This is a genomic window from Photobacterium sp. NCIMB 13483, assembly GCF_003025475.1.
Lineage (GTDB): Bacteria > Pseudomonadota > Gammaproteobacteria > Enterobacterales > Vibrionaceae > Photobacterium > Photobacterium piscicola.
Map to the genome: position 1 here is coordinate 17,224 of NZ_PYLV01000019.1, position 20,648 is coordinate 37,871.

Here is a 20,648-nt window from a genome sequence, read left to right on the forward strand (position 1 = left end):
AGCGGTAATACTGATACTGCACTGCATTCCATACGTTTATATGTATGGAGCTACCTCCGTCTAGACGTCTATAATACCCCGGCCAGTTATAAAATCAACAATGTAATCTGTAAGGATTTAGCGAAAACCGGCATTGGTGAAAGAAGAAGCTTTTTATTGTTACCATTTTAAATACAAAAACTTAAATTTAGACTGATTGCATATTGTTGAATAAATTGGTTTTTTTAAAAACGAAAACGTTTGCAGTCAATGGCATCTATTTGAGACAATATTGAAACGAAATTAAGTGATCATTAATAAAAATGGTAACTATTTGTTCGTAATTTATTATTTTATGACTATTTGGAGCAGATATGTCTTCTAGCAATGCGGTGTCTCGTAAAGAACTAGCCAATGCAATTCGTGCACTTAGTATGGATGGTGTGCAACAAGCGAACTCAGGTCATCCGGGTGCGCCGATGGGAATGGCAGATATTGCTGAAGTATTGTGGCGTGATCATTTGAATCATAATCCACAAAATCCAAACTGGGCTGATCGTGATCGCTTTGTATTATCAAACGGTCATGGTTCTATGCTGATTTATTCTCTGCTTCATTTAACAGGTTATGATTTATCGATTGATGATCTTAAAAATTTCCGTCAATTACATTCAAAAACACCTGGCCATCCAGAATATGGTTATGCGCCGGGTGTTGAGACCACGACAGGTCCTTTAGGTCAAGGTATTACCAATGCGGTTGGTATGGCATTGGCAGAAAAAGCCATGGCTGAGCAATTTAACCAGCAAGGGCATGAGATCGTTGATCACTACACCTACACCTTTATGGGCGATGGCTGCATGATGGAAGGTATCTCTCACGAAGCATGTTCATTAGCAGGCACTCTAGGTCTTGGTAAGTTAATTGCTTTTTGGGATGACAATGGTATTTCAATCGATGGTGAAGTCGAAGGTTGGTTTACCGATGACACCGCCAAGCGCTTTGAAGCTTACGGCTGGCATGTTATTTCAACCGTTGATGGCCATGATGCTGATGCGATTAATGCCGCGATTGCTGCAGCACAAGCAGAAACCACTAAACCAACCCTTATTTGTTGTCAAACCATCATTGGTTTTGGCTCGCCAAATAAAGCCGGTTCTCATGATTGTCATGGTGCGCCATTAGGTGCTGAAGAAATTGCAGCAGCGCGTGAATTCCTAGGTTGGAACCACGGCCCATTTGAAATTCCTGCCGATATTACTGCTAATTGGAATGCCATTGAAGCCGGTAACGCTAAAGAAATCGCATGGGATCAAAAGTTTGCCGCTTATAGCGCAGCTTACCCTGAGCTAGCCGCTGAATTTAGCCGTCGTATGAACGGTGACTTACCAACGAATTGGGAAGCGGAAACATCACGTATTATTGCGGATCTGCAAGCTAACCCTGCCAATATCGCATCACGTAAAGCATCACAAAATGCGCTAGAAGCGTACGGTCAGTTATTACCTGAATTTATGGGTGGTTCTGCCGATTTAGCGCCATCTAACTTAACTATGTGGTCTGGCTCTAAATCACTGACACCGACAGATGCATCGGGTAACTACATTCATTACGGTGTGCGTGAATTTGGTATGACAGCCATTATTAACGGTATTGCATTACACGGTGGTTTTGTTCCTTATGGGGCAACCTTCTTAATGTTTATGGAATACGCACGTAATGCATTGCGTATGGCGGCACTGATGAAGGTGCAAAATATTCAGGTATACACTCACGATTCGATTGGTTTGGGTGAAGATGGTCCAACGCACCAGCCAGTAGAGCAAGTCGCATCACTGCGTTTAACCCCGAACATGAGTACATGGCGTCCTTGTGATCAGGTTGAATCAGCGGTGGCTTGGAAATATGCGATTGAACGTAAAGATGGTCCAACAGCGTTGATTTTCTCTCGTCAAAACCTTGATCAGCAGGATCGTAACGTTGAGCAAGTCGCGAATATCACTAAAGGTGGTTACATTCTTAAAGATTGTGCTGCTACACCTGAGCTTATTTTAATTGCAACAGGTTCTGAAGTGGGTATTGCAGCGCAAGCATATGCAGAGCTAACCGCTGCGGGTCGCCAAGTACGGTTAGTTTCAATGCCTGCGACAGATTTGTTTGATAAACAGAGTGCGGCTTACCGTGAAACTGTATTACCTGCAAACGTCACCGCACGTATTGCGATTGAAGCGGGTATTGCGGATTACTGGTACAAATATGTTGGCTTGAACGGTCGCATCATTGGCATGACAACCTTTGGTGAGTCAGCACCAGCTGATGAGTTATTTAACATGTTCGGCTTTACTGTTGAAAACATTGTTAATAATGCCAATGCGTTACTAGGGTAAGTTTTCCCTATTAACCACCATTTTTAAAGACCGTTAATTGCGGTCTTTTTTTATGCCGATAATTCCTGTTAAACATTACAAATTGAGTGGAAAGATAATAGTATTTTGCATTAGTAAAACTAATTCGAAATGGCTGTTTTTATCACTTTTAAAGTCTAACGAAATACCTATAATTAGCTTCATTGAAACACGACCGCAAGCCTTATAGAGTCAATGGTTAGGCTATGGTTGTTCTATTAAAAAAGCTTAGTTTATTGAGGAAAAAGAAATGACTGGTATCGTTAATAAAATTATTGCACTTTACACGCCTGTATTCGCTCCTATGTACAAAAGTGGCAACATGACTAAGTAAAGTTAGCGTTAAGGTTTTTCCTTAACCCTTGACATATTTCTAAGAAGGCTTTGAACTTATTGTTCAAAGCCTTTTTTACGTTTAGACCCAAAGTACATTTTCAGCAAAAAAATAAATAACGCCCAAGTCATTCCTTGTAGTTATATGTTGATATTGTCGCATTCCATTAGCGATGTATTTCGCTGACGTTTGTCAATTTTTAGTTTTGTTACATTATTTATCTTTTCTTTATTTTTACAATGCCTAAAATAAACTCATAAGTTTACTTTTTTGAGTGTTGTGATGAAAAAAGCTATTTTAGGATTATTGTTAGGTGCAATGGCATTTGCTTCGATTCCTGCGCAAGCAAATAATTGGGGTTCTTGGGGCGAGACTAAAAAAGGCCGTGTCGAGAGTGCTCGAATTTGTGGTAAGAATGGTTATATCTTTAAAGTTAGAGATAGTTTTTATGTTGCAAAATATCAATCGGGTAAGCGTTTCGCCGTTGGTGTTCCGGTAAAAGCACGTTTTGGCAAAAATAAGTGGCTACGTGTTGAAGGGCTTAAAAACGACGGTAACTACCTTGTTAAACGTAAGTATTACAGCCTTGCTAAAGCAAAAGCGAGCGCATGTGGTTTAGCATGGTAAGTCATCTTTGATGATATGAATTGTAGAAAGGTCGCTCAGGCGGCCTTTTTTACATCTGAATATTATTGAGTTGCTGGTTAGGTAGATATTCAAATGCGGCCCGTGGTGATAATGTTAGCTGAGTAGAAAAGCTGATTTTTGTATAAGTGACTACCCAATAGCGTTCAAATGAAAATTTTGGAATTAAGTAACACTAATAACAATATAATAACGTTAGTTTTAGCCTCATTTAGCTTAACAAAACCGTTTAAAATGCTGACTTTGGGAGTGTTTTTGTATGAACGGTGATCCCGTAGTGCATGTTAGATGGATACTGTTAAATACAGCCGTTTTTCATGAATTAATTGTGGTTCTATTATCAGTTTTAGATGTTAATTTTTGCTACTTTAAAATTTAATATAACGAGATAATTAGGAGTATTTGGTAATGTCAAAGAAACCATTTTATATTGAATTAGATGCAAAAATAAGAACTATGGATATACCATCAATGTCAGCTTTATCAGATGATGAATATAGAAATATTATAGATGGTGAAATGTTTAGGGTTGATCATCATGAAGTGTTACGAGTTGAGGCAAGTGGCCAGCCGATTGCAACTTCAATTGAACAACTCAATATTTTGATTGAAGAGTTAGAAAAAATGAAGGTTTGTATGGTATCACGAGATCGTTTTATTGTTGGATAAAGGTCGTTTATCGTCGTTATTAATTTGTAAAAAAACCTATTAAGGCGTTTTTTTTCTGGACGCTACCGCATATCGGATCACATAAGATTGTATATGTTAAATAGATAGAGTATTGCTTGTTTGACTCATTATACGATGCGGCATTCTATATGCTGGCTTTGGATGGTTTTTTTATGGGACGGGAGAACATATGGTTACTTGTAGTCGGTGTGGTGAATGTGATTGTGAATGTGGCTGTTTTGAAGATTATGAACATTACAAAGAATACAGAGATTTTTTAATTGATGGTGAAATGAAAGTATCTGAAGGACTAGATAAAGCGGTGCTAACTATATCTAGTGCCGCTTTAGGGCTTACATTTGCATTTAGTCAATCAGTGTTAAAGTCAGGAGTAATATCGGGTATTGAATGGCTAAAGGCTAGTTGGTTGTTTTTTGGACTATCGGTTACTTTGGTATTAGCTAGTTTGTTAATGTCAGGATTTATATATTTATCGAACCGAAAAATGTGTGATTCTGTAATGAGTAACAGAGTTCAAATTATTGAATCTTTGCGTTCTGATTCTCATAATTGTCCAGAAAAGGTCGGATTTACTGACTCAAAATTAAGATGCTTAAATCAAGCGCTACACTTTATTGGTCCTTTTTTTCTCGTACTTGGAATCCTATGCGTAGGATCGTTTTTTAATTTAAATATAGGAGAATTAAGTAATGGCAAAGAAACCTGTGCCGAACCCCAATCCATCACCATCAAAACCAAAGACTCCCAACCGGAGGATTCAATTGCCGCCGCCGCCGCCTCCGCCAAAAATATCACCTCAAAGGATGTAGTTAATGTCAAATGAAAAGAAAGTAAAAACAGCACCGCCGCCCCCTCCTCCTAAACAAGCTCCAATAAGGAAAGAGAAGATTAGCTGTTTATAAGGATACGATGTTTGGTCATATAAGGATTGTTATGAGTAAAGTTAATGAGGACACCTTTATATATGCTGACGAGTCAGGGAACACAGGAAAACATATATTTAATGAAGATTCACCTCTTTATTATCAAGGTGCTGTAATATCCGTTGGTAACATTGAATCTATGGTAGCGCGATAATTCAACGATATTGTACAGAGAATGGACTCGATAGACTACATGGGTATGAACTTGGAGAAAAGCGAGTAAATAACATTTGCTTAGAGCTATTAGAAGCTTTAGATGGAACGCAATGGAAAAGTGAATTTAATATAATCTAAGTATTTTTGTTAGTACGCATAAATAGACATACTGTTAAATACCGCCTCAAGGCGGTATTTTTATTCATTTGGTGCTGTCATCTCATATTTCTATGCGATAGCAAAAGTGACTAACAGTGATAACGAATCTCGACCCCAAGTCCGGGATGACAATCATAAAGTTTGATTTCGCCTTGGTGTAAATCTGTCACCGCTTTAACTAAGGTTAATCCGATACCTAAGCCGCCATCATTGCGGGATTTGTTTATTCGATAAAGACGCTCAAATACGCGCTGTTTTTCTTGGTCATCAATCCCTGGGCCATTGTCTGCCATGGTGATCACCACATTATCTTGCTCTGTGTGGCACGAGAGTGTTAACTGACTTGCTTGTGGGCAATAGCGCAGTGAATTTTCGACCAAATTAGCAAATTGTTGAATCAGTAACTCTTTATCGCCTTGAATGAAAATAGGCTCTTTTTGAGTATTAAGGGTCAAGGTCATGCTCGCATCTTCAGCAACATCGGTATAAATTTCAGCAATGGTGTGGACGAGGTCAACCACATTTATGGTTTCAAAACGTTGCCGTCTATTACCTGATTCAATTTGAGATATACGCAGTAAAGCATCAAAGATATTTGCTAACCGGTTTGATTCTTTGAGTGACAGTTGTAGTTGTTCTGAAAAATCATCATCAAGCTTATCACCGTGTGCGTCAGCCATCTCACTTAGGGTTTGTAAATTATATTGTAAGCGCGTAATCGGGGTTTTTAATTCATGAGCAATATTGGAGGATATATCGCTCATTGCAGCTACTACACTTTGCAAGCGTGACAACATTTCGTCAACGGTTGAGCCGATACGAGTGAGATCATTTGTTTGGCTCGACATCATGGTTCTGGCTGATAACTCACCATCAGCGGCGGCGCGTAATACCGTTTCAATGCGATCAATTTTTGCTTGGTTGCGTCGCGTCATATAAATCACGATAGCTGAGCTGCAAAGTACAACTAGAATACCGGATAGGATAAAACCCGTTGCCAAAACGTCGATAACATCATCTTCATCAATGGGCTCTTTGTTGATCTCGGTGGTGGTGCCAAGCATAAAGGCTTCAACGTTATGTTCAATGTTGTTATTTACTTCATCAAGATGATAGTCAACATACGCAATAGTGAGGCTCGACATCAAAATTAAACTCACCACTGACACCATGATAAACATTAGCCCTTGCTGCATAGCAGAACTGCGTAACCATACAGGGGTCGGCAATCGTTGTTGAAGTTGCGTGATAAAAGGATGCATTAGGCGTTTTTCCCAAGTTTGTGTTCTAACTTGTAGCCAGCCCCTCGAACGGTATGAATAAGCTGATCACCAAACGGTTTTTCAAGCTTATTACGTAAACGGCTAATGTGAGTTTCCACCACACTGGTTTGGGGATCAAAATAGATATCCCAAACGTGCTCTAATAACATGGTTCGAGTAATGACGCGTCCTGGATGACGCAGAAAGAGTTCAAGAATACGAAACTCTTTTGGTTGCAGAGTTAAGACTTGTCCTTGGCGGATTGCGGTATGATCAAATAAATTAAGGGTGAGATCGCCATAAACTAATTCACTGGGTTTGGCTTCAGAGAGTGTTGATGAGCGACGAGATAAGGCTGATATACGCGCTAGTAATTCTGAAAAAGCAAAGGGCTTGGTTAAGTAGTCATCTCCGCCTGCTTCTAAGCCATCAACGCGATCATCAATACCACCTAATGAGGTAAGAAAGATAACCGGCATTGAAATTTTGGATGCGCGAAGTGCTTTTACAAATGATAACCCATCTAATCCTGGCAACATCCGATCAACAATGGCGATATCAAACTGTTCTGACATACATATAGAAAGGGCAAACCGACCATTATCAATACACTGCACATGATGTCCCGCTTCTGTGAGCCCTTTTTCAATATAATGGCTTAAACTAATATCGTCTTCGACAAGCAGTATTTGCATAATGGCAGCCTTACAATCAGATAAAATCTATTGATGAAAATTTGAATAACTCGTTGATGTGCTAAAAAGGCGTAAATATTGGTGTTTTTTAGCATCTAACAACTTATTACGTTATTAGAGTGTAAACGCGTATTTTTTATGCGAGGTGATATGACCTGCATTTAATTAGACGTTGGTAAACAGTGTGACAATAAAGTTTATCGTTATGTCGGCAAGATTAATACGCTATAGATGATAAGACGGCGAGTGATTGATGCACTCGCAGCCTAATGATGGTGATAAAGGAATTATCCCACAACACGGACATGGTTCACATCAATCGCGGTATGATTAAATTCTTGATCAATTTCACCTTGAATAGTGATCTTTGTTTGTGGGGTTACTTGCGCACCAAACCATTTATCATGATCAATATCGATCGTAATTGAACCCGTACCATCGGTAAATTGATAATGTTCATCACCTAATGAATTTGTAATGTGTCCGGTTAATGTGACAGGGGTATCATCACTGAACATGCCGGCATCAAGAACAGCTTTTACTGTTTTTAGACCAACACTTGGGCCACTAAAGCCTTGTTGTTGAGTTGCTACGGCATTGATTGGTTGCACTGTTGCTGATGTTGGTGGTGTTGTCGCAAATACTGATGTTGATAACAGTACCGCAGGAACAAGTAGCATAGCAAAGCGTTTATTAGACATTGTAAAATTCTCTGTTGTGTTTTGATGTGAGAATAATAACTAACGATCTATACACCGACCTTGCCTGTAGTTTACATTTTTGTAAGCTTTCTCTGATTGATGTTTTGAACAAGACTGAGAGGGCTTTGAAGATAATGTCTAATTTGTGTTATCGATAGTAAAAGATAAAAAAAAGACCACAGGACATAACCGTGGTCTTATTGATCGTCATTAGTTATGTTTCTTCGCCGTTATAAAACGATAACATTGATTGCTTGTAGGCCTTTTTGACCTTGCTCGACATCAAAAGACACTTTTTTGCCTTCTGGTAGTTTGGTTAATGTTTTATCAGCAATGCCGCTGCTGTGAACAAACACGTCAGCATTGCCTGTGTCTTGAGTTAGAAAGCCAAAGCCTTTTTCTTCGCTAAACCACTTCACTAAACCTGTTGCTTTATGCGACATGTGTAACCCTTAATATTCAAAAGATAAAAAATGTGAGTGCTGATAAGCGTAACTATTAAATGCGACGATGAAGCTAAGGGAAACACAGAGGATGACAACATTGACGAAGATATTCTAAGGGTTTTACTTTTACTTGATGTTTCATTAATAACGCAGAGCAACAGCGCGTGACGATTATTTATTTAAAATGCAGGGTTGTAAAGGAGTATGTGTGATCCCATTGAATGGCTCAGTGGATTTTTGCAATCTTAACTGTATTGATTGCTTTGTTAGTCGTAATCAATAGAACGAGGTTTTGCTTTATCGTGTTACGAAAATAGCCGCTATAAATAGATATGCCTAATGTTATTTTAAAATAAATAAGCCGTATACATGGCTGTACATTGATAGAGGGGATACTGCAAAGATATAGCGATATTTATATATCGTTTTATCCTATAGCACTTGTCATTATTTATCTGATAAATCTGTCGCTATTTTTATTTTGTTTGGTGGCGGTTATTGGTAGAAAACACCCTAAATAAGCCAATTTTGATGATAAATCTTTTACATGAATAATAGATTTTGGTGGTTAATTATTCATATTTTATCTTTTTATTAAGGTTATTTATGTGATTATATGTTTGATTATGAACATATTTAATTAAACGCAGTGAGAGTTGTCACAATTATGGTGATTCTCAAACTTGGTTGGTATACACTAACGCCGCTTGGTTTTTTTGTAGCACGGATATGACACTAAAAGTCGCAATAAATGGATTCGGCCGCATCGGTCGCAGTGTATTACGTGCACTGTACGAGAGTGGTAAACATCACCAGATTAACGTCGTGGCAATCAATGAATTAGCAGAGCCGGAAGCAATGGCTCACCTGCTTCAGTATGATTCAAGCCATGGACGATTCGGTAAGCCTGTCAGTCATGATCAGGAGCATCTTTTTATTGCCCATGAAAATGGTCACCGCGATCAAATTCGCCTGCTTCATCAACCGGAACTTAAATTGTTACCTTGGCACGATTTGGACGTCGATATTGTTCTTGATTGTACCGGTAAGTTTGGTTCTCGTGCTGATGGTTTAGCCCACATTGATGCTGGTGCTAACAAAGTGTTATTTTCCCATCCTGCTGCCAACGATATTGACTTTACTGTGATATATGGCGTTAACCATCAACAGTTAACCCAGCAACACACGATTGTTTCTAATGGCTCTTGTACGACGAATTGCATCGTGCCCATCATTCAAGTGTTGGATGATTGTTTCGGTATTGAAACGGGTGCTATAACCTCAATTCACTCTGCAATGAATGATCAGCAAGTTATTGATGCTTATCATCCTGATTTACGCCGAACGCGTGCTGCTAGCCAATCCATTATTCCAGTAGATACCAAATTACATTTAGGTATCGGTCGTATTTTTCCGAAGTTTTCTGACAAATTTGAAGCTATTTCTGTGAGGGTGCCCACAATAAATGTCACCGCCATGGATTTAACGGTTACTGTTACAACAAACGTGAAAGTTAATGACGTAAATCAAGCATTATTGAATGCGTCTCGTTGTACATTAAAGGGTATAGTGACTTATACCGAAGCACCCTTGGTGTCGATTGACTTCAATCACGATCCCCATAGCGCGATTGTTGATGGCACCCAAACCCGCGTGAGTGGGCAGCATTTAATCAAAATGTTGGTGTGGTGTGATAATGAATGGGGGTTTGCAAATCGTATGTTAGATACTGCGTTAGCAATGGCTGCAACAGATCATTCTGTTGCTACGCCGACAAAATAAGTAGTAAGAATTATTGGGTTTGGCAGTGACGCCGGGCCATGAAATTTATGAACTTTTATTTTAAATAATGTTGAGAGGGCAAAACATGTCTGTAATCAAGATGACTGATCTGGATCTAGCTGGTAAGCGTGTATTTATTCGTGCTGACCTAAACGTGCCAGTAAAAGACGGTAAAGTAACTTCAGATGCACGTATCCTTGCATCTCTACCTACTATTCAGCGTTGCCTAGAAGCGGGCGCTAAAGTAATGGTTACTTCTCACCTAGGTCGTCCAACGGAAGGCGAATACGCAGAAGAATTCTCTCTACAGCCTGTAGTTAACTACTTAAACGATGCACTAGATTGTGACGTTAAATTAGCAAAAGATTACCTTGATGGTCTTGAGCTAAACGCAGGCGAGCTTGTTGTTCTTGAGAACGTACGTTTCAACAAGGGCGAGAAGAAGAACGAAGACGAACTATCTAAAAAATACGCTGCACTTTGTGACGTATTCGTAATGGATGCATTTGGTACGGCTCACCGTGCACAAGCATCTACTTACGGCGTAGGTATGTTTGCACCTGTAGCATGTGCAGGTCCATTACTTGCTGGCGAACTAGAAGCGCTAGGTAAAGCAATGGATAACCCAGCACGTCCAATGGTTGCTATCGTTGGTGGTTCTAAAGTATCTACTAAACTAACTGTTCTTGAGTCACTATCTAAGATTGCTGACCAAATCGTTGTTGGTGGTGGTATTGCTAACACATTCATCGCAGCTGAAGGCAACGATGTAGGTAAGTCACTTTACGAAGCAGACCTTATCCCTACTGCTAAAGAGCTAATGGCACACACTGACATTCCAGTAGCAACTGATGTTGTATGTGCGAAAGAGTTCTCTGACTCAGCTGTTGCAACTATCAAACCATCAACTGAAATCGCTGCTGACGATATGGTTCTTGACCTTGGTCCTGATTCAGCTCAAGCACTTGCTGACATCATCATGAACGCAAAAACTATTCTTTGGAATGGTCCAGTTGGCGTATTTGAAATTGAGCAATTCGGTAAAGGTACTGAAGTTGTTGCTAACGCAATCGCACAATCTGCAGGTTTCTCTGTAGCTGGCGGTGGTGATACTCTAGCGGCTATCGACAAGTACGGCATCAAAGATAAAGTATCTTACATCTCTACTGGTGGCGGTGCGTTCCTTGAGTTCGTTGAAGGCAAAAAATTGCCTGCTGTTGAAATGCTAGAAGCACGCGCTAAAGCATAATTTATTTGGCGTGGAAACTGGGTATATTTGTAATAATAGTGTCAGTTTCCGCGTTTAAATGTTTGTGATAGACGTTATGTTTCAGTAAAATAGAAGCTTATCGCAAACGTTTGCACAAGAATTTTTCCACAGACAACAAAGTAAAATATAGGACTATTGTTATGTCTAAGATCTTCGATTTTGTAAAACCTGGTGTTATTTCTGGCGACGACGTACAGAAAGTATTTGCTGTAGCAAAAGAAAACAATTTTGCTCTACCTGCTGTTAACTGTATCGGTACTGATTCAGTAAACGCTGTTCTTGAAGCTGCTGCTAAAGTTAAAGCGCCAGTTATCGTTCAGTTCTCTAACGGCGGTGCTGCATTCTTCGGCGGTAAAGGCCTTAAACTTGAAGGTCAAGGCCCTCAAATTCTTGGTGCTATCGCTGGTGCTAAATACGTTCACGCAGTTGCTGAGTCTTACGGCGTTCCTGTAATTCTTCACACTGACCACGCAGCTAAGAAACTTCTTCCTTGGATCGACGGTCTACTAGACGCGGGTGAAGAGTTCTTCGCACAAACTGGTAAGCCTCTATTCTCTTCTCACATGCTAGACCTTTCTGAAGAGTCTCTAGAAGAGAACATCGAAATCTCAGCTAAATACCTTGCGCGTATGGCTAAGATGAACATGACACTAGAAATCGAATTAGGTTGTACTGGTGGCGAAGAAGACGGCGTTGATAACTCTCACATGGACGCATCAGACCTATACACTTCTCCAGAAGACGTTGCATACGCATACGAGAAACTAAACGTAGTTAGCCCACGTTTCACTATCGCTGCATCTTTCGGTAACGTACACGGTGTTTACCAAGCTGGTAATGTTGTACTTACTCCAACTATCCTACGTGATTCTCAAACATACGTTTCAGAGAAGTTTGGTCTACCGACTAACACTCTAAACTTCGTATTCCACGGTGGTTCAGGTTCTTCTGAAGCTGAAATCCAAGAGTCAATCGGTTACGGTGTTGTTAAAATGAACATCGATACTGATACACAGTGGGCTGCATGGGATGGTATCCGTCGTTACGAAGCTGCTAACCACGATTACCTACAAGGTCAAATCGGCAACCCAACGGGTGAGTCAGCGCCAAACAAAAAATACTACGATCCACGCGTATGGTTACGTGCAGGTCAAGTATCAATGGTTGAGCGTCTAGAGAAAGCATTCTCTGACCTAAACGCAATCGACGTTCTATAATATCGATTTCGTTACAAGATAAAATGTGAAAAAGCCCACTTCGGTGGGCTTTTTTTGTATCTAATAAGTGGTTAGCATTATTCGTTATACGTTGATAATTTATATTTTTTTATGATTGTTCGATTTTTTTTACTAGCCATTTGGCTAATAAAGGATTAATAATGCACCGTTTCTTTGATGTTAGAATACTCAATGCTGATAATTATACTAATCACAGCATTGTTGTTAGCGATTATTGTCTAATATCACATTTGTTGCAAAGGTGTTATTTTTTTACTAGTTACGGTATGATTTACGCATTAGCAACATTTTACTATTGTTATACTTTGAGAGAGATACCTTCATGACAGAGAGCGTTACTGACAAGGTTGTTGAAAATATATCCGATAATTCACTGACTAATGGTGTTATGCATGCAAGCAATTGGATTTCTAAAAACCAAGATCTATTAGTTCAATATGCGGTGAACATTGTTTCAGCATTACTGATTTTATTTATTGGTAATATCATTGTTAAACTCATTGCGGGTTCAATTGCGAAAATTTTACGCAAAAAAGACATGGACAATGCAGTTGTTGAGTTTATCCATGGCTTAGTACGTTATGTGCTATTCGTTATTGTTTTAATTGCAGCATTAAGTCGTATTGGTGTTCAAACTGCATCAGTGGTTGCGGTTATTGGTGCCGCAGGTCTTGCTATTGGTCTTGCACTTCAAGGGTCATTATCAAACTTTGCAGCAGGTGTGTTGATTGTTGGTTTCCGCCCATTCAAATCTGGCGACTACGTTGAAGTTGCAGGTGTTGCTGGTGCTGTTGAATCGATTCAGATCTTCTCTACTGAATTACGTACGCCTGATAACAAAACAGTTATCGTGCCAAACGCTCATATTATTGGTAATCCAATTACTAACTATTCTCGTAATGATACCCGTCGTATCGATTTAGTTATTGGTGTTTCTTACAATGCTGATTTACAAAAAACAAAAGAAGTATTACGTCGTGTTGTAACGTCTGATACCCGCGTGCTTAAAGATCCTGAACCAACTATTGGTGTGGTTGCACTTGCTGATTCTTCTGTTAACTTTGTGGTACGTCCATGGGTTAATACGCCTGATTACTGGGCTGTATATTTCGATCTAAACCAAGCGATTAAAGAAGAGCTTGATAAAGAAGGTATCGAAATCCCATTCCCACAAATGGATGTGCATGTAAATAAAGTTGGCGCTTAATTCGCTCAAACTTTAATTATATGACACTAAAAAAAGAAGCCTGCGGGCTTCTTTTTTTTATTCTAATTAACGCTAATCGTCGCATTAATGATGATGTTAAAACGGTACCATTACTGAATGATTTCTGAATCGCAACTAAAAAACAGTGTTCATTATAAAGAGGCTTTGTTAGCATAGCCTTCTTATTTTACAGATAAACAGCAATATATTTATTAATGTTGGTATCAATAAATACCCCTGTTGTGCGATCAATAAAAGGATGAATAATGAAAAAACAATTGTTAGCGATAGTACTTGGCGCTAGTGCGTTTGTTTCAACTGCTGCAATGGCGGCAGATATTCCATTTCCTCATTTAGAAACAACGGGCCGTGGCGAAGTGACGGTTAAACCGGATATGGCGGTTTTTTCTGTCAATGTGGTTGAAACTAAGAAAACAGCGGTTGATGCTAAGTTAGCCGTCGATCAAGCTGTCACTAAGTTTATTGAGCGTTTACAAGCAGCAGGTGTGAATAAAAAAGACATTAATAGCGCCAACATATCATTGTCAGCGCGATACGCTTATCCAAAAGATCAAAAACCGGAACTAGCCGGCTTTAAAGCGAGTCGTAATATTGAGGTGACGGTGCATCAACTAACGAAGCTAAATACGTATTTAGATGACGCGTTAGGTGATGGGATTAATCAAATAAACAATATTGATTTGAAAATATCAAATACTGAAAAATACCAACAACAAGCACGTCAAAAAGCAATTGAGAACGCTAAGCAAGTAGCGGCTTCATTAGCACAAGGTTTTGGTAATAAAATCGATGGCGTCTGGCAGATTGATTATAATACGAATAATCAATCAATGCCGTACCGCCGCAGTAATGATGCGGTGATGTATAGCAGCATGAGTAAAGGATCTGTTGATCAAAGCTATACTGATAACAGTATCGTAATTAAAGACAGTGTTAATGTGATCTTTAAGTTAGCTGAAAAATAAGCGGGTCATAAAAATAAACTAGCTATAAATAAAAAAGGAGAGCGCCATGCTCTCCTTTGTCATTTTTAAATGATTATGATTCTAGTGCAAAATACGGGCACGAATCGTGCCTTCAATTGATTTTAGTTGCTGTAATGCTTCTTTTGAACGCTCCGTTTCAACATCAATCACGACATAGCCAACTTCTGCACCTGTTTGTAAGAACTGGGCGGCGATGTTTATGCCTTCTGACGCAAAAATAGTGGTGATTTGATTTAATACTCCTGGGCGGTTGTGGTGAATATGAAGAAGGCGAGAACAACCACTGTGATGTTCTGGCAATGATACTTCAGGAAAGCCAACCGCTGATAATGTTGAGCCATTATCGGAGTATTTCACCAGTTTCCCTGCAACTTCAATACCGATATTCTCTTGAGCTTCATGAGTAGAACCACCAATATGTGGAGTTAAAAGCACGTTATCAAATTGCATCAGAGGGGATTCAAATGGATTGTTATTGGTTTGCGGCTCAACAGGGAATACATCAATGGCTGCACCTGCAATGTGTTTGCTTTCTAAAGCGCTACAGAGAGCATCTATATCGACCACGGTGCCACGAGCGGCATTGATAAAAATAGAACCGGGTTTCATACGTGCGAATTCTTCAACACCCATGAGGTTTGCTGTTCCTTTTGTTTCTGGAACATGTAAGCTCACTACATCTGATTTATTGAGTAATTCAGATAATGAACTAACTTGAGTCGCATTGCCGAGTGAAAGTTTGGTTTCAATGTCGTAGAAGCAGACTCTCATGCCTAAGTTTTCCGCAAGAATACCTAATTGAGTTCCAATGTGACCATAGCCAATGATGCCAAGGGTTTTGCCTCGTGCTTCAAATGCATTATCAGCTGATTTAAACCATTCACCACGATGAGCTTTGGCATTTTTTTCAGGAATACCACGTAATAGTAATAAAATTTCACCAAGAACCAGTTCAGCAACACTGCGAGTATTTGAAAAAGGGGCATTAAAAACAGGGATACCGCGTATCATTGCTTCATTGAGATCAACTTGATTGGTACCAATACAGAAACAACCGACAGCGGTTAGCTTTTTCGCTGCAGCAAAGACTTCCGGTGTTAATTGGGTACGAGAGCGAATACCGATGAAGTGGACATCTTTGATTGCTTCTAATAGTTGTTCACCTTCAAGAGAGCCTTTGTGGTAATCAATATTGCTATAACCTGCTTGCTGCAATACTTCTACTGTTGAAGGATGGAGACCTTCAAGGAGTAGAATTTTTATCTTTTCTTTATTGAGTGATACGGTTGCCATAAGTTCTTATCCTTAAAAACGTGGCGACTGAGAATGACAATCTTGCCTTAGTTTGACTGTGGTAAATATTGCCTTTCAGTAGCTAAATAGTTAAATGTTTGATGGTGTCTGTTTAATAAAGTATCAAAAATTAACCACTATGGGTAAGAATTTTACAAAAAAGCCAATAAAAAACGGCAGCTAATGATTCGCGAACGATCAATAGCTGCCGTTTTGTAATCAAATAACGAACTAATCATTATTTTTGGATGATTTTAGTACCTTCCGGTGAGCCAACAATTAATACATCAGCGCCACGATGAGCAAAAAGGCCTACAGTCACGACACCGGGTAGGGCGTTGATGCTGTCTTCCATTGCTTTAGGATCGGTAATTGCCATGTTGTAAACATCAAGAATGATATTGCCGTTATCAGTGATCACACCTTCACGGTAGACTGGGTCACCCCCAAGTTTTACCAGTTCACGACCAATGAAAGATCGTGCCATTGGAATGACTTCTACTGGTAATGGGAACTGACCTAAGACATCAACTTGTTTGGTGTTATCAACAATACAAATGAATTTTTCTGCGATAGCCGCGACAATTTTTTCACGAGTTAATGCGGCGCCGCCACCTTTGATCATGTCAAATTCAGCATTGATTTCATCTGCGCCATCAACATAAATATCAAGACTAGCAACATCGTTAGCATCAAAGACTTTAATGCCAATTTGCTCTAGGCGCTCAGTTGAAGCAACAGAGCTTGAAACCGCCCCTTTGATCTCTTCTTTACGAGTTGCCAAGGCATCGATGAAGTGATTAACGGTTGAACCAGTACCTACACCAACAATACTGTTTTTCGTTACGTACTCAAGTGCTGCCCAACCCGCTGCTTTTTTCATTTCATCTTGTGTCATGCCGTTCTCCTCGTAATGACCTCAATTATGCGAAAGGTGATTATAGCTAACCGAAGTGATTTCGTCAGTTGGATTCTATGGTTAATGGCTGCAAACTTAAAACTAAAAATATAACTTTATGAATAACATACAATTACATTCAGTTTTTTTTATCCAAAAGCCAAACGTTTGCGTTAAGGGTGTGATCACTCGCTGAATTGATGGTTAGGGGTAATAATTAAGGGCAATGGCACATCCCATTCTTCGTTAGGTAATTGCGGTATATATTGGCAATCATGACCAATCCCAATTGGATAAGGCCCTTGGCGATAGTGGTGCCACTGGCTTAGGGTTCTATCATAATATCCCCCCCCCATACCAAGTCGTTGACCTGTGCTATCAAAGGCGACCAATGGGGTACAAATAATATCAAGCTCAGCAATAGGTTTAACTCGACGTAAATCTAATTTAGGCTCACGAATATGGTAACGATTGGTGGTCATTGGCGTGGTTGCGTCATAATGCAAAAACAGTAAATGCCCTTTGCTAAAAGGGTGCAATACTGGCAAGTAAACGGATTTTCCTTGTTGCCATAACCAATCAATAAACGGCTGCGGATCTATTTCACCATCTGTCGCGAGATAAAGTGCAATATGTTGGCTGTGTTGAATTAAAGATAAGGTTTGTAAACGTTGGGATAATTGTTGAGCAGCATGTTGTTGTTGTAGAGAAGATAACTGACGCCTAGCGTGACGAATGTGTTGTCGTAGTTGTTGGCGTAATGGTTGTGAGTTGGAAATGGGGGGCGTTATCACTTGAGTATCCAATCCATGAACGGTGAGTGTCTAAAGATTGTAGAGTGAGAATACTAACAAATAAAGTGAAATACACGAAAGGGATGTCCCCAAGGTGCCGTTGCGAAATAAGGCCCTTGAACCAGATGTTCAAGGTGGATTAGCAACATTAACCGTAGGCTTCTCAGTCGGGCTGAGCATGCTCAATAGTTAATAAAAAAGCCAATCCTGGGTATTTGCTTATCGGCTCGGGGACGTTCATTCACTGACGTACACCCCAGGGTCAATTCATTATCAACGCTTTGGCTGATATTGCAATACTTTATCCAGATTTTCTTCTAGTGAATTGATTTTATTGGATATTAATTCAGCATTGCGATTATGTTCTTGTCGCTCTAAATGCAACTCGTTACTGATGTTGAGACCAGTAAAGATCAATAATTGTTCTACGGATACACTACTACGCGCAGACATATCTTTCAAGCGCTGGTCAAAATCTGCCGCCGCGGCACGTAATGCATCTTCTTGACCTATTGGGCAATTCACTTTTAACTTTCTGCCCAATACTTGAATTTCTACAGCCTGAGTACTCATAAACCTTCGATTTGCTCCGTGCCAGAATGGGTATTCATTCCGCTTGCGACTAGAGTCAATATAGAAAAACCCTACCTAAGATGCAAGCGGCTATGTCTCGGTTTCAGTTCAATAGCATCTGACTAAACAGATATTAATCACACTCATCATAGAGTTGATTAAGGATTGAACGTTCTCGCCAGTGTTATCATTTGCCGAACTAGGCTTAAGTGTTAGCATAACACAGTGCCAGCATTCGCTCATCGCTATTTATTATACTAACTAAGCCATGTGTGTGATTATTGTTTGGTACAATTTCAAAAGTGTAACGTTAATTACTGACATCTCTATTCATTCAGTAATGGTCACAAAACTATTAATTTTAAATCGCGCCAATTAAAAAGGTGATAAACCATGAGTGAAATAACCCTACCAACATACCAAGCTGTTGAAGCTGAATTAAAACAACAAGGCTTGGCTGCTATGCCTGCTGAATTACATGGTTTACTCAGTGGAATGATTTGTGGTGGTTTAGCTGTTGATGATGAAAGTTGGGTCGGTCCTGTTTGTGATTACGCCAATGAAGGTCAGCCGATGACAGACGGCGCCAAAATGATGGTACGGACGCTATTTACAACGACGGCTGATGAGTTGATTGGTGGTGGATTTGAATTTTCATTATTGATGCCTGATGATGACGAGCCGTTAGCCACTCGCGCTGAAGCATTAACTGAGTGGGTAAACAGTTTTATTTCTGGTTTAGGACTAATGGATTTGCAAAAAAATCAATTATCTGAGGAAATAACTGAAGCACTGGCTGATTTACAAGAGATCTCACAACTTGGCATTGATGAAGACGAAGATCTTGAAGATCAAGCGGCTTTATTTGAACAAGTGCTTGAACATGTACGTATGTGTGTCTTGAGTTGTCATTCTGAATTAGGTCAACGCCTTGTCAATGATGATAATGCTGACGAAATGCCAACTCTTCACTAATTATTTCGATGGCGAAAGGGACAAAATGTGAAGCAATATGATGTGGTTATTGCGGGTGGCGCAATGGTGGGTGCATGTCTAGCAATTGCACTGGATGAATTAACGCAGCATCAATTACATATCGCGGTTGTTGAAGCGGTAGCGGCTGATCAGCATGGGCATCCTGGCTATGATGCACGCAGTATTGCGTTGTCTCATGGTTCAAGTCGATTATTAGATGCGATTCAGCTTTGGCCTGCCTTAGCAAAGGTTGCGACGGCAATTGAACATATTCATGTGTCGGATCGTGGTCATGCGGGAATGGTTGAGTTGTCAGCACAACAATTGGCGGTTGATGCGCTAGGTTATGTGATTGAGCTAGCTGATGCGGGTAAAATTTTTCACCACCAGTTAGCGACTCGTCCTCAGATTGATCTGTTTTGTCCTGCTAAAGTTGAACATATTGAGCGTACTCAGGCTGAGGCATTGGTGCGTTTAAATACTGGAAAACGGCTACGTACTAAATTAGTGGTTGCTGCTGATGGTGCGACGTCACATTGTTGTGATTTATTGCATATTGGTCGTGATGAACATGATTTTGAGCAAGTCGCGGTTATTGCTAACATTACCACTGCTAAGCCACATCAAGGCCAAGCTTTTGAACGCTTTACTAAATATGGTCCTGTGGCATTGTTGCCGATGGCTCAAGGACGGAGTTCATTGGTGTGGTGCATTGAACCGCAGCAACAAGCGCGCATTATGGCATTATCGGATGCGCAATTTTTAGCAGAATTACAAGCCGTGTTTGGCTGGCGTTTAGGGGCACTAACAGTGGTTGGTGAGCGTCATTGCTACCCTTTGATTTTACGTCAATCACAGCGGCTAGTCTCACACCGTACTGCGGTGATTGGTAATGCGGCTCAAACGCTTCATCCTATTGCTGGACAAGGGTTTAATCTTGGTTTACGTGATGTGATGACTCTGGCGGAAGAAATTGCAGCTGGCGTTCAGCGTGGTGCTGATATTGGTTTACCCACCGTATTAGGTCGTTACCGTGAACGCCGTTTACCTGATCGTCAAGCGACGGTATCCATGACCGCCGGGCTGGTAAGCTTATTTGCAAATGATAATCCCGCACTGGTTGCTGGACGTAATCTGGGCTTGATGACCATGAGCCTTTCTAACACACTTCAAGCACCGCTGTTACGCCGTGCCATGGGACAGGTAAAACGATAGC

The 20,648-nt window shown here is 40.1% G+C and carries 19 protein-coding genes and 1 other RNA gene; 11 read left to right on the forward strand and 9 right to left on the reverse strand.

Annotated features, from left to right (window positions below; genetic code table 11):
- Window positions 1-353: 353 nt before the first annotated feature.
- The 4 genes from tkt (at window position 354) to C9I86_RS14315 (ending at window position 4,876) form a co-directional block, all read left to right on the forward strand.
- Complete coding sequence (gene tkt, locus C9I86_RS14300; protein WP_107276723.1) at window positions 354-2,366, forward strand: transketolase; 2,013 nt, start codon at window positions 354-356, stop codon at window positions 2,364-2,366.
- A 634-nt stretch (window positions 2,367-3,000) separates the two neighbouring features.
- Entirely contained in the window at window positions 3,001-3,345 is a 345-nt protein-coding gene (locus C9I86_RS14305; RefSeq protein WP_107276724.1) for a hypothetical protein, read from the forward strand.
- A 426-nt stretch (window positions 3,346-3,771) separates the two neighbouring features.
- A complete protein-coding gene (locus C9I86_RS14310; protein WP_107276725.1) occupies window positions 3,772-4,032 on the forward strand; it encodes a hypothetical protein in 261 nt (86 codons plus the stop codon).
- Window positions 4,033-4,222: 190 nt separating this feature from the next.
- Entirely contained in the window at window positions 4,223-4,876 is a 654-nt protein-coding gene (locus tag C9I86_RS14315) for a hypothetical protein (RefSeq protein ID WP_107276726.1), read from the forward strand.
- 504 nt (window positions 4,877-5,380) lie between these two features.
- On the opposite strand, the gene C9I86_RS14320 is transcribed toward C9I86_RS14315, so the two are convergent.
- From C9I86_RS14320 to C9I86_RS14335, 4 genes are all read right to left on the reverse strand, one after another.
- Window positions 5,381-6,553 (reverse strand): cell wall metabolism sensor histidine kinase WalK, encoded by a 1,173-nt coding sequence (locus tag C9I86_RS14320; RefSeq protein ID WP_107276727.1) that lies wholly within the window; start codon window positions 6,551-6,553, stop codon window positions 5,381-5,383.
- Complete coding sequence (locus C9I86_RS14325; protein ID WP_107276728.1) at window positions 6,553-7,248, reverse strand: response regulator transcription factor; 696 nt, start codon at window positions 7,246-7,248, stop codon at window positions 6,553-6,555. Before C9I86_RS14325 ends, C9I86_RS14320 begins: the two co-directional genes overlap by 1 nt.
- Before the next feature lie 287 nt (window positions 7,249-7,535).
- Window positions 7,536-7,949, reverse strand: a complete 414-nt coding sequence (locus C9I86_RS14330) for a NirD/YgiW/YdeI family stress tolerance protein (RefSeq protein ID WP_241956903.1) — start codon at window positions 7,947-7,949, stop codon at window positions 7,536-7,538.
- Between the two features lie 230 nt (window positions 7,950-8,179).
- The gene (locus C9I86_RS14335) at window positions 8,180-8,392 is read right to left on the reverse strand and encodes a cold-shock protein (protein ID WP_107276729.1); all 213 of its coding nucleotides are present in this window, start codon (window positions 8,390-8,392) and stop codon (window positions 8,180-8,182) included.
- A 732-nt stretch (window positions 8,393-9,124) separates the two neighbouring features.
- Here C9I86_RS14335 and epd point away from each other — a divergent pair.
- From epd to C9I86_RS14360, 5 genes are all read left to right on the forward strand, one after another.
- Window positions 9,125-10,177 (forward strand): erythrose-4-phosphate dehydrogenase, encoded by a 1,053-nt coding sequence (gene epd / locus C9I86_RS14340; RefSeq protein ID WP_080158244.1) that lies wholly within the window; start codon window positions 9,125-9,127, stop codon window positions 10,175-10,177.
- Window positions 10,178-10,262: 85 nt separating this feature from the next.
- Window positions 10,263-11,426, forward strand: coding sequence for a phosphoglycerate kinase (locus tag C9I86_RS14345; protein ID WP_080158243.1), 1,164 nt, complete (start codon window positions 10,263-10,265; stop codon window positions 11,424-11,426).
- Between the two features lie 161 nt (window positions 11,427-11,587).
- The gene (fbaA, locus tag C9I86_RS14350; RefSeq protein ID WP_107276730.1) at window positions 11,588-12,664 is read left to right on the forward strand and encodes a class II fructose-bisphosphate aldolase; all 1,077 of its coding nucleotides are present in this window, start codon (window positions 11,588-11,590) and stop codon (window positions 12,662-12,664) included.
- Between the two features lie 343 nt (window positions 12,665-13,007).
- The gene (gene mscS / locus C9I86_RS14355) at window positions 13,008-13,892 is read left to right on the forward strand and encodes a small-conductance mechanosensitive channel MscS (protein ID WP_107276731.1); all 885 of its coding nucleotides are present in this window, start codon (window positions 13,008-13,010) and stop codon (window positions 13,890-13,892) included.
- 266 nt (window positions 13,893-14,158) lie between these two features.
- On the forward strand, window positions 14,159-14,878 hold the full coding sequence (locus C9I86_RS14360; RefSeq protein ID WP_080158240.1) for an oxidative stress defense protein: 720 nt from the start codon (window positions 14,159-14,161) through the stop codon (window positions 14,876-14,878).
- Between the two features lie 81 nt (window positions 14,879-14,959).
- On the opposite strand, the gene serA is transcribed toward C9I86_RS14360, so the two are convergent.
- From serA to zapA, 5 genes are all read right to left on the reverse strand, one after another.
- Complete coding sequence (gene serA, locus C9I86_RS14365) at window positions 14,960-16,192, reverse strand: phosphoglycerate dehydrogenase (protein ID WP_080158239.1); 1,233 nt, start codon at window positions 16,190-16,192, stop codon at window positions 14,960-14,962.
- Between the two features lie 238 nt (window positions 16,193-16,430).
- Window positions 16,431-17,090, reverse strand: a complete 660-nt coding sequence (gene rpiA / locus C9I86_RS14370; protein ID WP_107276732.1) for a ribose-5-phosphate isomerase RpiA — start codon at window positions 17,088-17,090, stop codon at window positions 16,431-16,433.
- 185 nt (window positions 17,091-17,275) lie between these two features.
- A complete protein-coding gene (locus tag C9I86_RS14375) occupies window positions 17,276-17,881 on the reverse strand; it encodes a 5-formyltetrahydrofolate cyclo-ligase (protein WP_369925879.1) in 606 nt (201 codons plus the stop codon).
- 85 nt (window positions 17,882-17,966) lie between these two features.
- Window positions 17,967-18,150, reverse strand: a non-coding RNA gene (gene ssrS, locus C9I86_RS14380) — 6S RNA.
- A 7-nt stretch (window positions 18,151-18,157) separates the two neighbouring features.
- A complete protein-coding gene (zapA, locus tag C9I86_RS14385; protein WP_080158237.1) occupies window positions 18,158-18,457 on the reverse strand; it encodes a cell division protein ZapA in 300 nt (99 codons plus the stop codon).
- Window positions 18,458-18,850: 393 nt separating this feature from the next.
- Between zapA and C9I86_RS14390 the strand changes: the two genes are divergently transcribed.
- On the forward strand, window positions 18,851-19,432 hold the full coding sequence (locus C9I86_RS14390) for a YecA family protein (protein WP_080158236.1): 582 nt from the start codon (window positions 18,851-18,853) through the stop codon (window positions 19,430-19,432).
- A 27-nt stretch (window positions 19,433-19,459) separates the two neighbouring features.
- Entirely contained in the window at window positions 19,460-20,647 is a 1,188-nt protein-coding gene (gene ubiH / locus C9I86_RS14395) for a 2-octaprenyl-6-methoxyphenyl hydroxylase (RefSeq protein WP_107276733.1), read from the forward strand.
- Window position 20,648 lies beyond the last annotated feature (1 nt).

Excerpts from the sequence above, each read along its gene's own strand:
- C9I86_RS14320 (WP_107276727.1), bottom strand. The coding sequence starts at position 6,553 with ATGCATCCTTTTATCACGCAACTTCAACAACGATTGCCGACCCCTGTA.
- C9I86_RS14360 (WP_080158240.1), top strand. The coding sequence starts at position 14,159 with ATGAAAAAACAATTGTTAGCGATAGTACTTGGCGCTAGTGCGTTTGTT.
- epd (WP_080158244.1), top strand. The coding sequence starts at position 9,125 with ATGACACTAAAAGTCGCAATAAATGGATTCGGCCGCATCGGTCGCAGT.
- C9I86_RS14390 (WP_080158236.1), top strand. The coding sequence starts at position 18,851 with ATGAGTGAAATAACCCTACCAACATACCAAGCTGTTGAAGCTGAATTA.
- C9I86_RS14310 (WP_107276725.1), top strand. The coding sequence starts at position 3,772 with ATGTCAAAGAAACCATTTTATATTGAATTAGATGCAAAAATAAGAACT.
- C9I86_RS14315 (WP_107276726.1), top strand. The coding sequence starts at position 4,223 with ATGGTTACTTGTAGTCGGTGTGGTGAATGTGATTGTGAATGTGGCTGT.
- C9I86_RS14325 (WP_107276728.1), bottom strand. The coding sequence starts at position 7,248 with ATGCAAATACTGCTTGTCGAAGACGATATTAGTTTAAGCCATTATATT.
- C9I86_RS14330 (WP_241956903.1), bottom strand. The coding sequence starts at position 7,949 with ATGTCTAATAAACGCTTTGCTATGCTACTTGTTCCTGCGGTACTGTTA.
- C9I86_RS14305 (WP_107276724.1), top strand. The coding sequence starts at position 3,001 with ATGAAAAAAGCTATTTTAGGATTATTGTTAGGTGCAATGGCATTTGCT.
- rpiA (WP_107276732.1), bottom strand. The coding sequence starts at position 17,090 with ATGACACAAGATGAAATGAAAAAAGCAGCGGGTTGGGCAGCACTTGAG.
- fbaA (WP_107276730.1), top strand. The coding sequence starts at position 11,588 with ATGTCTAAGATCTTCGATTTTGTAAAACCTGGTGTTATTTCTGGCGAC.
- mscS (WP_107276731.1), top strand. The coding sequence starts at position 13,008 with ATGACAGAGAGCGTTACTGACAAGGTTGTTGAAAATATATCCGATAAT.
- C9I86_RS14335 (WP_107276729.1), bottom strand. The coding sequence starts at position 8,392 with ATGTCGCATAAAGCAACAGGTTTAGTGAAGTGGTTTAGCGAAGAAAAA.
- serA (WP_080158239.1), bottom strand. The coding sequence starts at position 16,192 with ATGGCAACCGTATCACTCAATAAAGAAAAGATAAAAATTCTACTCCTT.
- C9I86_RS14345 (WP_080158243.1), top strand. The coding sequence starts at position 10,263 with ATGTCTGTAATCAAGATGACTGATCTGGATCTAGCTGGTAAGCGTGTA.
- zapA (WP_080158237.1), bottom strand. The coding sequence starts at position 18,457 with ATGAGTACTCAGGCTGTAGAAATTCAAGTATTGGGCAGAAAGTTAAAA.
- tkt (WP_107276723.1), top strand. The coding sequence starts at position 354 with ATGTCTTCTAGCAATGCGGTGTCTCGTAAAGAACTAGCCAATGCAATT.